This window comes from Leifsonia naganoensis (assembly GCF_013410615.1).
Lineage (GTDB): Bacteria > Actinomycetota > Actinomycetes > Actinomycetales > Microbacteriaceae > Leifsonia > Leifsonia aquatica.
Genome location: NZ_JACCHJ010000001.1, coordinates 3,227,384 through 3,238,734 on the forward strand (window position 1 = coordinate 3,227,384; position 11,351 = coordinate 3,238,734).

The following is an 11,351-nucleotide window of genomic DNA, read 5'->3' on the forward strand; positions in this document are numbered from 1 at the left end:
CGGCTACGCCGTCGGGCGCGGCGCGTAGGAGTACGCGTCGACCAGGAGCCAGGGCGCCCCCGCGTCGTCCTTCTCGCGCCGCAGCCGCAGCTCGACGCCCTGCGGCGACGGCACCGGGCGGCCGACCTGGAGCCGACGGACGTCGACGCCCGGGTGTCCGCCGAGCGTGAGGGCGTCGGACAGGGCGTTGCGCTGGTCGTTCTGCTTCGCGAGCAGCACGAACACCGAGACGATCCCGATCAGCGCGAGCACCGCCGTGACGAGCCCGGTGATCAGCAGCGGCGCATAGTTGTGCGCGTACAGGCCGACGAAAAGCAGCACGAGCACGGCGAACGCACCCAGGATCGCCACGCTGAGCGCGGTGACGCCGACGGCCCGCCACGTGCGGATCGAGCCGCCGAAGGCATCAGGGAGCGCGACGCCCGACGTCGCCGGGGCGGTCACGCGAGGACCCTCGGCCACTCGGGCACGTCTCCGCTCAGGCCGCCGGTGATGGATCGCGCGTTCTGCTCCGCGGTGACGGCGAGCTGGAAGATGGCTATCCCGGCGGTGATCCCGCCGAGCAGCATCCCGACGACGCCGATGATCGCCGCCGGCGCCGTGATGACGCCGACCAGGCTCAGGATGGTCTCGACCATGCTGAGGATGAAGGTGCATACGCCCACCACCGCTGCGAGCAGCGAGAGGTAGTAGTTCTCGATGGCGTCGGCCAGGTCGTCGAGCGCCGAGGAGATCGGGTTCGCATACGTGTCGATCGCCGTCACCGCGTCGTCGCGGCCGTCCACGGCGCGCACGTAGTTGCCGCTGGCCTCCCCGTCGTTCCAGTTGGAGGGGGAGGTCGAGGGCAGCTTGCCGAGGACGATGCCGGACGCGAGGTCGCGCGCCGGGGTGACGACCTTGTCGCCGATGGCGGACGCGGCGGCACGGAGCCGGTCGGGGCTTCCGACGTAGGCGATCTGCCGCTCCGCCTCCTCGAGCGACTTGCGGATCTCCTTCGTCGCCTCGTGCATCTTCTCGATGGCCTCATTGGCCAGCCGGTCGGTGACGAAGCCAGGCACCGGCAGGTGGAGGACCGTGTCGAGATACATGTTCAGCGCGGTCCGGATGATGGAGGGGCCGTTGCTGTCGATCCAGTCGAGGCCCTTCTGTCCCGACTCCAGCTGCTCGACGATCTGGTCGCGGATGACGTCGACGTAGCTCATGATTCGAGCTCCTTCTCCATGCGGGTGATGTCCTCGACGGTGGCGCCGTGCGCCTTCCCGTACGCGATCGCGGTCTGCAGCAGCAGGTGCTCGAACGCGAGGAACTCGCTCTGGCCGCCGTCCATGTAGTCGGCGAGGGCCTGGCGGGCGGTCACGTAGAGCTTCGCCGCCTCCTGGCCGCCGGGGATGATCGAGAAATCGGGAGCAGCGATGGTGGGCAGTGCGGACGTCATCCCCTTCAGGGTGTCTGCGCCGGCCTGCCACACGCTCTCGGCGTCCTTCTCGAGAACGGCTCCGTTGATGACCACGGTGTCGGTCACACCGTCCCCCTTTCGTCTTCGGCGGCCACCGCCGCCTGTCGTGCGAGCTGGACGATCGCCGAGCCGAGTTCCGTCGACGGCTCGGACAGGACCCAGCCCGGCCGGGTCGTGACACCGACCGGCCGGCCGTCGACGCTCTGCAGCGTGAGGGCGCCGTCGCGGGTCGAGAACTCCTCGCGCGCTCGTCGCTCCTGCTGCGCGGATGCGGAGGCGATCAGCGCGTTCAGCCGGCGGGCGAGCGCTCGCGGGTCGCCGGAGACGCCGATGGCCGGGCTCACGATGAGCGCCGCCTCGAGTTGCGCGAGGAGCTGGGCCTCCGTGAGCTGCTTGCGCGCCTCCGCATCGATCCGGAGATAAGCCAGCACGCCGTCCTCGCCGTACTCGGCGGTCACCGCTGGAGGTCCGAAGCCCTCCGCGAGCTGGGCGCGCGACGACGCGAGGAAGGCGGCGAGGTCGGCCTGCACGGCACGCGCCTCGGCGAGCAGCCGTCGCGACCGCGCCGCCGGGTCCGCATCGAGTCCGGGCCTCACTTCCACAGGGCCGCCACCTCCGCACGCGCGGCGAGGTGCCGGTTGACCGCGTTCTCGGCGGCGGAAGCGGACCGGTCGAGCGCCGCGTTCAGCGCGCTCAACGAGGCCGTCCATTCGGCGTGGGCCCGGTCGTAGGCCGCCGAGGCCTCTCCGGTCCAGGAGGAGCGCAGGCGTGCGGCCTGCTCGTCCAGGGTGGACAGTTCCGTTTCGATGTCTCGGACGGCAGAGCGCAGCTTGTCGACAAGAGCCCCCATGCCGCCGAGTTCCATTCCGTACTCGACGCTCACGGTGATCACCCTAGCCCGGTGTCTCCGGCGCTGCCCATCCGTGCCAGCACGGTTCAGGGCGTTCGGCGCTGGAGCGTCAGCGCGCCCAGCACCACGGCGCCGAGCGAGAACGCGCCGATGATGAGCAGCTCGCCGCCGACGTATGCCGCGTCATGCGAGTCGGTCGCGACGGCGTTCAGGGCGTCGATGGCGTGGGAGAGCGGGAGCCAGTCGCTGATCGCGTGCAGCACATCCGGGAGCTGGTCGCGCGGGAGGAAGACCCCGCCGAGCAGCACCTGCGGGAAGACGATGACGGGCATGAACTGCACCACCTGGAACTCCGTGCGCGCGAAGGCGCTGACGAAGAGGCCGAGCGTCGTCCCCAGGATGGCGTCGGCCACCGCCACGGCGAGCAGCAGCCAGACGTTCCCCGCGATGTCGAGCCCGCAGACCCAGACGGCGAAGCCGACGGCGACGCACGACTGGACGATCGCCAGCAGCGCGAACGCGAGCGTGTAGCCCAGGAGGAAGTCGCCCTTGCCGAGCGGCATGGAGAGCAGGCGCTCCAGCGTGCCGGTCCGCCGCTCCCGCAGCGTGGTGATGCTCGTCACGAGGAACATCACGATGAAGGGGAAGAGCGCCAGCATCGCCGGCCCGATGGTCTGGAACACGTCCGTGTCGGTGAAGATCCACGCCACGAGGCCGGTCAGCAGAGCGGGGACGAGGACGAGGAGGCCGACGGTGCGCGGATCGTGCCGGATCTGTGTGAGCACCCGGCCCGCGGTGGCGAAGGTGCGGGTCGCGTTCATCGCTCGTCCCCGTCCGGCAGCTGGTGGCGCGGATGCCGCCGGCGCAGCAGGGCGAGGAACGCACCCTCCGCATCCACCGCACCGGTCTCGGCGAGGAGCTCGTCCGGTGTGCTGTCCGCGATGACGGCGCCCTCCCGCATCAGCAGCAGGCGGTCGCAGCGGGTCGCCTCGTCCATCACGTGGCTGGAGATCAGGAGGCTGGTGCCTCCCTCCGCGAGGCGGTGGAACAGGTCCCAGAGGTCGGCGCGGAGCAGCGGGTCGAGGCCGACGGTCGGCTCGTCCAGGACGAGGACGTCGGGGGAGCCGAGCAGGGCGGCGGCGAGGGAGACCCGGCTGCGCTGTCCTCCCGAGAGCGTGGAGACGAGCTGGGCGGCGTTCGCGCCGAGGTCGGTGGCCGCGATCGCGCGCGCCACGTCGTCGGCGCCCGCTCCCAGCACCCGGCGGAAGTACTGCAGATTCTGCGTCACGGTCAGGTCGTCGTAGACGCTGGCGGACTGGGTGACGTAGCCGACCCGGTGCCGCAGCGCTGCGGTCCCCGCCGGTTGCCCGAGCACAGTCACGGTGCCGCCGGCCACGCGCTGCACGCCGACGATCGAGCGCATCAGGGTGGTCTTGCCGCACCCGCTCGGTCCGAGCAGCCCCACGACCTGCCCGCGGGGCACGCTGATCGACAGCCCGTCGAGCACCATCGCCCGGCCGCGCTTCACCCGCAGGCCGTCCACGACGACGGCGGCATCGGCGGGTGTCTCCGTGCCGGGCGAGTAATTCATCATGTGGTGAATTATTCGCCGGTGCGCACCGCCGGGTCAAGAGCGGCGGCTAGCCGAGGGGCGTTCCGAACAGGTGCCACTGCAGCACCGGGCCCACCCGGCGCGCCAGCTCGTCCGCCGACGCCGCCGCCACCGGCTCCAGCTTCAGCACGTAGCGGGTCACGATGAGGCCGACGATCTGCGCCGAGGCCAGATCGGCGCGCAGCTCGGCGTCGTCCGCGCCGTCGTTCAGGGCGGCGAGGCGGGAGAACACCTCACGGGTCAGGAACTCGCGCACCATGCGCGTCCCCGGACCGCTGCCGAGCGCCGTGCGGAGCACGACGACCATCCGTCCCGCGGCCGGGCCGTCGTCGAGCTGCTCGCACAGGTAGCCGACGAGGCGCTCGCCGATCTCCTCGCGCGGGGCGCTGAGCACGACGTCCAGGACCCGGTCCGGGCGCAGGGGTGCCTCCAGGGCGGCGGCGAACAGGTCCGCCTTGCCGTCGAAGTAGTGGTGGACAAGGGCGGAGTCGACGCCCGCCCGCCGGGCGACCGCGCGCAAGGAGGCGGCCTCGTAGCCGCGCTCGACGAACTCCTCCGCGGCGGCGCGCACGATCGCGTCGCGTGCGGACGCCGCCCCGCGCGCCTTGCGCGGACGCCCTCTGCCGCGCCGCTCGGCCACCTCGCTCACGCGTCCATTGTGCACCCCGGGGTCCTTCGCACAGCCGCGATCTCGGAGGTGCCCGCCACCTAGCTTTGAGAGTCATGGGAAGGCGGTGGGAGGCACATCGACCGCCGTTAGGATGATCGTGCGCCCCAACCGTCCGCGCCCCCACGCAAGGAGTACCCGAAAATGGAATGGCTCATTCCGGTCATCATCGTCGTCGTGATCGTCGCGATCATCGGGATCTACCTGTGGGCCACGTACAACTCCCTCGTGACGCTCAAGGTGCGCGTGGACGAGGCGTGGAGCGACATCACGGTGCAGCTCAAGCGCCGTGCCGACCTCATACCGAACCTCATCGAGACGGTCAAGGGCTACGCGGCGCACGAGAAGGGCGTCTTCGAGGCGGTCACCCAGGCGCGCGCCGAGACGCTGTCCGCCCAGGGACCGGCCGACGCGTCCGTGGCCGAGGGCCACATGCAGTCCGCCCTGAAGAGCATCTTCGCGGTGGCCGAGGCGTACCCGCAGCTGCAGGCGAGCCAGAACTTCCTCCGGCTGCAGGCCGACCTCGTCGACACCGAGGACAAGATCCAGGCGTCGCGCCGGTTCTACAACGGTGGCGTCCGCGAGTTCAACACCAAGATCAAGGTGTTCCCGAACAACCTCTTCGCCCGTCGCCTGGGCTTCAGCGAGCGCGACTTCTTCGAGGTCGACAACCTCGCCGCGATCGCCGAACCTCCGCGCGTCCAGTTCTAGGGCCTCGATGTACAGAGCGATCGCCAGGAACAAGCGCAACACCGTCTTCATCATCCTGCTGTTCCTGATCATCATCGGCGCGCTCGGCTGGCTGGCCGCGTACCTCTACAACAGCTGGACGATCTTCGTCGTCATCGTGATCGGCGCCGTGCTCTTCTCGGTGTTCCAGTACTTCATGGCGAGCAGCCAGGCGCTCAGCATGTCGGGGGCCGTGCAGATCACGAAGGCCGACAACCCGCGGCTCTGGAACGTCGTCGAGAACCTCTCGATCGCGACCGGGACGCCGATGCCGGCGGTCTACATCGTGAACGATCCGGCACCGAACGCCTTCGCGACCGGGCGCGACCCGGAGCACGCCTCCGTCGCCGCGACCACCGGGCTGCTCGACATCATGACCGACGCCGAACTCGAGGGCGTGATGGCGCACGAGCTCGGGCACGTGCGCAACTACGACATCCGGCTCTCGATGATCGTCTTCGGGCTGACCGTCGCGATCGGCCTCGTCGCCGACATCTTCATGCGCATGGCATTCTTCGGCGCCATCGGCGGGAACAATCGCGGCGGTAACAACAACAACGGCGGCGGTGGAGGCGGCAACCCCGTCATCCTCGTCTTCGGCCTCGTCGCCGCGATCGTCGCGCCGCTGCTCGCCACCCTCATCCAGCTGGCCGTCTCGCGTCAGCGCGAGTACCTGGCCGACGCGACGGGGGCGATGACCACTCGTCACCCGGACGCGCTCGCGAGCGCTCTGCTCAAGCTGGAGACCTACGCGCAGCCGATGCGCAAGCAGAACACCTCGATGGCGCACCTGTGGATCGCCGAGCCGCTCAAGCCGAGCCTGATGAGCCGCCTGTTCAGCACCCACCCGCCGATCCCCGAGCGCGTCGAACGCCTCGAGAAGATGGGCGCCGGCTTCTAGGAGCGCGTCTGCGACGCGCCTCGCTCGCTCGCCAGCGCCTCAAGCAGGGCGAGTCGCTCCTCCGGCGTGCCGACGACGTCCTCGACGACCAGGTTCGTCCCGACGAGGTCGGGGTCGTCGATGAGCTCCAGAAGGGCGTCGTCCATCGCGCTTCTCAGTTCAGGATCCTCGTCCTCACCGACGTCGATCGGATCCGCCGCGGTGAGGGGCAGCACGACGAGCAGGTCGACGTGCCGCAATGCCGCAGCAGTGATCTCCGCGCAGCGTTCGAGGAGCTCGGGAGAGGGGACGGATCCGGTGGTCTCGCCGAGAGCCACCAGATAGGCGAGGAAGTCGAGGGGGCCGCGCTCGGCGATGACGTCGCCCGCGTCCCGACCGGGCTCGAGCCGATCCGCTGCGATCCGGAGCTGGGAGGCGAACATCGCTGCGCTCGGACCGTCCCACATCTCGTCGATGAGATCGAAAGGGTCGGGCAGCACGGTGAAGCCCGGATGGCGAAGCGCGAAGTCGGAGACGAGGGTGCTCTTCCCGCTGGCGTGGGTTCCGGAGACGACGATCCGCATCCCGTCACCCTAGCCGTGGTCGAGGTCAGCGTGCGCCCGTCGCCAGCCGGTAGCGCACCCGGTGCCCGGTGGGCGGTTCGTCGATCGGTCGCCACACCGTGGTGACCGTCTGCTCGCCCACGGTCACGACGTCCCGCACCGGGTCCGCCGGGGCGCCGTCGACGAAGGCCAGCTCGACCTCCGTGTACACGGAGCCGTCCGGATTCACCAGGACGGCGACGTAGTGCGACGGTCTGTCGTCAGTGTCGGCTTCGTCCATCGTCCGTCGTCCCGGTCAGCCGAGGGTCGCCAGTTCGGCGCTGAGCGTCGGCACGAGGTTTCCGCGGGCACCCGGCGAGACTTCCACGGTGCCGAGCCCTTGCCAGGCGGCGGTCTCGGCCAGGAGCGGCCCGAGGCGTTCCGCGGTCGCCGCGGGCGCGCCAGGCTCGGTCCACGCGGACTGCACGCGCAGCACGCCGGCCTGACGGTCGCTCTTGAGGTCGATGCGGCCGACCAGGGCGTCGTCGAGCAGGATCGGCAGCGAGTAGTAACCGTAGACGCGCTGTGGAGCGGGAGTGTAGATCTCGATGCGGTAGTGGAAGCCGAACATCCGCAGACCGCGGTCACGGAACCACACGACGGGGTCGAACGGTGACAGCAGTGCGGCACCCTCGATGCGACGAGGACGCCGCGCGTCGCGGTGCATCCACGCCGCCGCGGGCCGGCCACCCGACTCCCACCCGGGCACCCGGACGGGGATGAGCTCGCCGGCGTCCTCCAGGTCGCGGATCGCCGCCGTCGCGGGCGCGACCTTGATGCGGTAGTAGTCGGCGAAATCGTTCGCGGTGCCGATGCCGTGTGCGACCGCGGAGCGGCGGATGAGCTCGCGGACGGAGTCCTCCGTAGTGACGGACCGGTCGAGCACGCTCGCGTCGAGCACGTCCTCCACGAGGGCGTACCGGCGTTGAAAGCGGGTGCGGCCCGCGATGGCGACCTCGCCGAACAGGAAGAGAAATTCGAGAGCCCGCTTGACGGCCGACCAGCCCCACCACGGCCCGGTGCGTGTGTTGGCGTCGTGCTCGATCTCGCTCGCGGCGAGGGGGCCGCTCGCCGCCAGCTCCCGGCGCAGCCACTCGACCGTCTCGCGGTTGGCCTCGAACCAGCTGTCGGCGCCGTACCTCCGGCGGTACGACTCCATCCGCCAGCGGAACAGCGGCCAGTCCTCCTTGCGCATGAACGCGGCCTCGTGCGCCCAGTACTCGGTGTGCGGGCCGCGGGCGTCGAACGTCAGCCGGTCGAGCAGCGAGCGGTCGTAGGCGCCGAGCCGGGCGAAGGCGGGGAGGTAGTGGCTGCGCTCGAAGACGTTCACGGAATCGATCTGCAGCAGGTTGAGCCGGTCCACGAGGCCGTTCAGCTGCCGGGTGCCCACCACCGCAGGCCGCGGACGCCCGAAGCCCTGGGCACCGAGCGCGATGCGACGCGCGAGCGCGGGGGAGACGACGTCGGGGGAACGGAGTTCGGCGGAGACCAGTGCGACCACGGGTCGACCCTATCGAGGACGGCCGACACCACGAGTTCACCTGCGCGTCACCGCTCGCTGGCCGGCGCGTCTCCCGCGCTGCCTACCGTGGCAGTCGGACCGGGCGCACGCCCGGTCTAACCCGTGCACTGGAGGATATTCCGTGATCAACAAGCGCGCACGCGTCGCCGGCCTCGCGGCCGCGGCCACCGTGGTCGCCCTTTCGCTCGCCGCCTGCTCGGGCGGAGCGGACGCAAGCAGCACCGCCGACAGCAACAAGGCATCCACCGCCACCGACGTCGCCTCGGCCGGCGGCATGGACGCACTCGTCGCCGCCGCGAAGAAGGAGGGCAGCCTCAACATCATCGCGACCCCCGGCGACTGGGCGAACTACCAGGAGATCTTCGACGGCTTCACCAAGAAGTACGGCATCACGATCAACCCCAGCCAGGACAGCGCCTCCAGCCAGGAGGAGATCGACGCCGCCAAGAAGCTCAAGGGGCAGGACACCGCGCCCGACACCTTCGACATCGGCTCGTCCGTCGCGCTCGCCAACACCGAGTACTTCGCGCCGTACAAGCCGACCGGCTGGGACGACATCCCCGCCGACCAGAAGGAGAAGGACGGCCTCTGGAAGGTCGGCTACTACGGCGTGATGGCGGTCGGCTACGACGCCAACAAGATCAAGACGCCGCCGAAGACCTTCGACGACCTCCTCAAGCCCGAGTTCAAGGGCGCGGTCGCGCTCAACGGCAACCCGACCCAGGCGGCCGCCGCGGCCGGTGCGGTCGCGTGGGCGACCCTTCAGGCCGGTGGTAGCCTCGACGACCTGACGACCGGCGTCGACTGGTTCTCCAAGCTGAAGGCCGCGGGCAACTGGAACGCCGCCGACGGCAAGCCGAACACCATCGCCTCGGGCGAGACCCCCGTCCTGCTCGACTGGTCGTTCAACCAGAAGGGCTACACGACCTCCGACACGATCACGTCGGGCGGCATCGACTGGAAGTACGTCGTCCTCCCCGGCAAGGCGTACGTCGGCTACTACAACCAGGCCATCAACAAGGACGCCCCGCACCCGGCGGCCGCGCGCCTGTGGGAGGAGTACCTCTACAGCGACGCCGCTCAGAACGCGTGGCTGAAGGGCGGCGCCTACCCGGCCCGCGTCGACGCCATGGAGAAGGCCAAGACGCTCGACACCAAGGAGTTCCCGGGCAAGCTCGACGAGGTCGCCGTGATGACGGAGAAGCAGGCCACCGACGCCGGCACGCTCCTCAACTCCACCTGGGCCAACGCGGTCGGCTGATGACCCGCACCCTCGCTGACGCCCCGGCGTCGGCGGTCGACAGCGCTGCCGCCGGGGCGACCCGGCGGCAGCCGCCGTCCGGCCCCCGGCCCGCGCGTTCCCGCCGCCGGCCGCGCGGCCTCGTCGCGGCGCTCGGGCTGACGCCGTTCGCCTTCTACGTCGTGATCTTCCTCGCCGTGCCCACGCTTGTCGCCGTCGGCAGCGGCTTCGTGGACGGGGAGGGCCGGTTCACCTGGGCCAATCTCAGCGGCCTCGCCGAGCCCGCCATCGCCGGCTCGTTCTTCGGCGCCTTCTGGCTCTCCGCCGTGACCGCCGTCGTCGGCGCGATCGCCGGCGCCGCCCTGTGCTTCGCGCTCCTCGGCTCGCGTCCCGGCGGCTTCGGCCGGTCCCTGGTCGACTCGGCCAGCAGCGTCTTGGCCCAGTTCGGCGGCGTCATGCTCGCGTTCGCGTTCATCGCGACAATCGGCGCCCAAGGGCTCGTCACGGTGCTGCTCCGCAACCAGTTCCACATCAACATCTACGAGAACGGCGTCTGGCTCTACACGGTGCCCGGCCTGATCCTCCCGTACCTCTACTTCCAGATCCCGCTCATGGTCATCACCTTCCTGCCGGCGCTGGAGGGGCTGCGCCCGCAGTGGCTGGAGGCGACCGCCACCCTCGGCGGCAGCCGCTGGACCTACTGGACCCGCGTCGGCGGCCCGATCCTGCTGCCGTCGTTCCTGGGCAGCCTCCTGCTCCTGTTCGCCAACGCCTTCTCGTCGTACGCGACCGCTGCCGCGCTGGTCGGGCAGGCGAACAACATCGTCTCCCTGCAGATCCGCCAGGCGCTCATCAGCGAGACCGTGCTCGGTCGCGCCAACCTCGCCGGTGCGATGGCGCTCGGGATGCTGGTCGTCATGGTCGTCGTCATGCTCGCGTACTCGGCGCTCGTGCGCCGCACCGCCCGGTGGCAGCGATGAGCCGGCGCGCCGCGCAGCTGCGGCTCGGCCCGGGGCCGGTCGCGCGCACGATCATCTGGACGCTGCTGGGCCTCTTCTTCCTCATCCCGCTGCTCTCGATGCTCGAGTTCACCCTGCGCACCGCGAAGCCCGGCGTGTACAGCTTCGATCGCTGGGAGGCCGTCTTCAGCGGCGAGACCACCCGCTACGACCGCGTGTACCAGGGCCTCGGCAACTCGCTGGTGCTCGCGGTCGTGACGGTCGCGATCGTGCTCCTCGTCCTCCTGCCCACGATGGTGCTGGTCGAGCTCCGGTTCGCCCGGCTCCGGAGGGTGCTGGAGGCCGTCTGCCTGCTGCCGATCATGATCCCGGCGATCGTGATGGTCGTCGGCCTGGCGCCGACGTACGCCGTGGTCACGCAGATCTTCGGGTCCGGCACCTGGACGCTCGCGTTCGCCTACGGGATCACCGTCCTGCCGTACGCCTATCGGGCGATCCAGAGCAACGTCGCGGCCATCGACCTCATCACGCTGAGCGAGGCGGCCCGATCGCTGGGCGCGGGATGGGGCACCGTGTTCTGGCGCGCGATCGTGCCGAACCTGCGGCGCGGCATCCTCGCCGCCTCCGCGCTCTCGGTCGCTGTCGTGCTCGGCGAGTTCACGATCGCCTCCCTGCTCAGCCGGGTGAACCTGCAGACCTCGTTGCTGCTGGTCTCGCAGTCCGATCCGTTCGTCGCGGTCATCTTCGCGCTCCTCGCGCTGGTGTTCGCCTTCGTCCTCCTCGTCGTCGTCGACCGCCTCGTCGCGGCCCGGCGGCGCACCGCGAAAGGTTAGG

At 70.3% G+C, this 11,351-nt stretch carries 16 protein-coding genes; 5 read left to right on the plus strand and 11 right to left on the minus strand.

The window, feature by feature from the left end; genetic code table 11:
• Positions 1–3 precede the first annotated feature (3 nt).
• The 8 genes from HNR14_RS15525 to HNR14_RS15560 are packed head-to-tail and all read right to left on the minus strand — an operon-like array spanning position 4 to position 4,567.
• Positions 4–444, minus strand: coding sequence for an SUR7/PalI family protein (locus HNR14_RS15525; RefSeq protein WP_179701755.1), 441 nt, complete (start codon positions 442–444; stop codon positions 4–6).
• Positions 441–1,202: a hypothetical protein gene (locus HNR14_RS15530; RefSeq protein WP_021758155.1), complete on the minus strand. Its 762-nt coding sequence runs from the start codon at positions 1,200–1,202 to the stop codon at positions 441–443. The genes HNR14_RS15525 and HNR14_RS15530 overlap by 4 nt, the downstream gene beginning before the upstream one ends.
• Complete coding sequence (locus HNR14_RS15535) at positions 1,199–1,522, minus strand: hypothetical protein (protein ID WP_179701756.1); 324 nt, start codon at positions 1,520–1,522, stop codon at positions 1,199–1,201. The genes HNR14_RS15530 and HNR14_RS15535 overlap by 4 nt, the downstream gene beginning before the upstream one ends.
• Positions 1,519–2,058, minus strand: a complete 540-nt coding sequence (locus HNR14_RS15540; protein ID WP_179701757.1) for a hypothetical protein — start codon at positions 2,056–2,058, stop codon at positions 1,519–1,521. Before HNR14_RS15540 ends, HNR14_RS15535 begins: the two co-directional genes overlap by 4 nt.
• The gene (locus HNR14_RS15545; protein ID WP_155829037.1) at positions 2,049–2,339 is read right to left on the minus strand and encodes a WXG100 family type VII secretion target; all 291 of its coding nucleotides are present in this window, start codon (positions 2,337–2,339) and stop codon (positions 2,049–2,051) included. Before HNR14_RS15545 ends, HNR14_RS15540 begins: the two co-directional genes overlap by 10 nt.
• 53 nt (positions 2,340–2,392) lie before the next feature.
• A complete protein-coding gene (locus HNR14_RS15550; RefSeq protein ID WP_179701758.1) occupies positions 2,393–3,127 on the minus strand; it encodes an ABC transporter permease in 735 nt (244 codons plus the stop codon).
• Positions 3,124–3,900 (minus strand): ABC transporter ATP-binding protein, encoded by a 777-nt coding sequence (locus tag HNR14_RS15555; protein WP_179701759.1) that lies wholly within the window; start codon positions 3,898–3,900, stop codon positions 3,124–3,126. Before HNR14_RS15555 ends, HNR14_RS15550 begins: the two co-directional genes overlap by 4 nt.
• 46 nt (positions 3,901–3,946) lie before the next feature.
• Positions 3,947–4,567 carry a TetR/AcrR family transcriptional regulator gene (locus tag HNR14_RS15560; RefSeq protein ID WP_343064510.1) on the minus strand — a complete coding sequence of 207 codons (621 nt, stop codon included), beginning with the start codon at positions 4,565–4,567 and terminating at the stop codon, positions 3,947–3,949.
• Between the two features lie 162 nt (positions 4,568–4,729).
• Between HNR14_RS15560 and HNR14_RS15565 the strand changes: the two genes are divergently transcribed.
• Together HNR14_RS15565 and HNR14_RS15570 are read left to right on the plus strand one after the other, a co-directional pair.
• Positions 4,730–5,296 (plus strand): LemA family protein, encoded by a 567-nt coding sequence (locus HNR14_RS15565; RefSeq protein ID WP_021762881.1) that lies wholly within the window; start codon positions 4,730–4,732, stop codon positions 5,294–5,296.
• 7 nt (positions 5,297–5,303) lie between these two features.
• Positions 5,304–6,215, plus strand: coding sequence for a M48 family metalloprotease (locus HNR14_RS15570; protein ID WP_179701760.1), 912 nt, complete (start codon positions 5,304–5,306; stop codon positions 6,213–6,215).
• On the opposite strand, the gene HNR14_RS15575 is transcribed toward HNR14_RS15570, so the two are convergent.
• Genes HNR14_RS15575 through HNR14_RS15585 form a run of 3 tightly spaced genes read right to left on the minus strand, consistent with a single transcriptional unit; the run spans position 6,212 to position 8,288 of the window.
• The gene (locus tag HNR14_RS15575) at positions 6,212–6,778 is read right to left on the minus strand and encodes an AAA family ATPase (protein WP_179701761.1); all 567 of its coding nucleotides are present in this window, start codon (positions 6,776–6,778) and stop codon (positions 6,212–6,214) included. The genes HNR14_RS15570 and HNR14_RS15575 overlap by 4 nt on opposite strands.
• A gap of 25 nt (positions 6,779–6,803) precedes the next feature.
• Positions 6,804–7,037, minus strand: coding sequence for a hypothetical protein (locus HNR14_RS15580; protein WP_179701762.1), 234 nt, complete (start codon positions 7,035–7,037; stop codon positions 6,804–6,806).
• 15 nt (positions 7,038–7,052) lie between these two features.
• Positions 7,053–8,288: a winged helix-turn-helix domain-containing protein gene (locus HNR14_RS15585; protein WP_218875784.1), complete on the minus strand. Its 1,236-nt coding sequence runs from the start codon at positions 8,286–8,288 to the stop codon at positions 7,053–7,055.
• A gap of 151 nt (positions 8,289–8,439) precedes the next feature.
• Between HNR14_RS15585 and HNR14_RS15590 the strand changes: the two genes are divergently transcribed.
• Genes HNR14_RS15590 through HNR14_RS15600 form a run of 3 tightly spaced genes read left to right on the plus strand, consistent with a single transcriptional unit; the run spans position 8,440 to position 11,350 of the window.
• A complete protein-coding gene (locus tag HNR14_RS15590; RefSeq protein ID WP_179701763.1) occupies positions 8,440–9,579 on the plus strand; it encodes an ABC transporter substrate-binding protein in 1,140 nt (379 codons plus the stop codon).
• A complete protein-coding gene (locus HNR14_RS15595) occupies positions 9,579–10,538 on the plus strand; it encodes an ABC transporter permease (RefSeq protein WP_425485034.1) in 960 nt (319 codons plus the stop codon). The genes HNR14_RS15590 and HNR14_RS15595 overlap by 1 nt, the downstream gene beginning before the upstream one ends.
• Entirely contained in the window at positions 10,535–11,350 is an 816-nt protein-coding gene (locus tag HNR14_RS15600) for an ABC transporter permease (protein WP_179701764.1), read from the plus strand. The genes HNR14_RS15595 and HNR14_RS15600 overlap by 4 nt, the downstream gene beginning before the upstream one ends.
• The last annotated feature ends 1 nt before the right edge of the window (position 11,351 follow it).

Bases quoted from the DNA above. Each gene is read 5' to 3' on its own strand.
- HNR14_RS15565 (WP_021762881.1), top strand. From the start codon at position 4,730: ATGGAATGGCTCATTCCGGTCATCATCGTCGTCGTGATCGTCGCGATC.
- HNR14_RS15530 (WP_021758155.1), bottom strand. From the start codon at position 1,202: ATGAGCTACGTCGACGTCATCCGCGACCAGATCGTCGAGCAGCTGGAG.
- HNR14_RS15595 (WP_425485034.1), top strand. From the start codon at position 9,579: ATGACCCGCACCCTCGCTGACGCCCCGGCGTCGGCGGTCGACAGCGCT.
- HNR14_RS15550 (WP_179701758.1), bottom strand. From the start codon at position 3,127: ATGAACGCGACCCGCACCTTCGCCACCGCGGGCCGGGTGCTCACACAG.
- HNR14_RS15600 (WP_179701764.1), top strand. From the start codon at position 10,535: ATGAGCCGGCGCGCCGCGCAGCTGCGGCTCGGCCCGGGGCCGGTCGCG.
- HNR14_RS15570 (WP_179701760.1), top strand. From the start codon at position 5,304: ATGTACAGAGCGATCGCCAGGAACAAGCGCAACACCGTCTTCATCATC.
- HNR14_RS15575 (WP_179701761.1), bottom strand. From the start codon at position 6,778: ATGCGGATCGTCGTCTCCGGAACCCACGCCAGCGGGAAGAGCACCCTC.
- HNR14_RS15580 (WP_179701762.1), bottom strand. From the start codon at position 7,037: ATGGACGAAGCCGACACTGACGACAGACCGTCGCACTACGTCGCCGTC.
- HNR14_RS15555 (WP_179701759.1), bottom strand. From the start codon at position 3,900: ATGATGAATTACTCGCCCGGCACGGAGACACCCGCCGATGCCGCCGTC.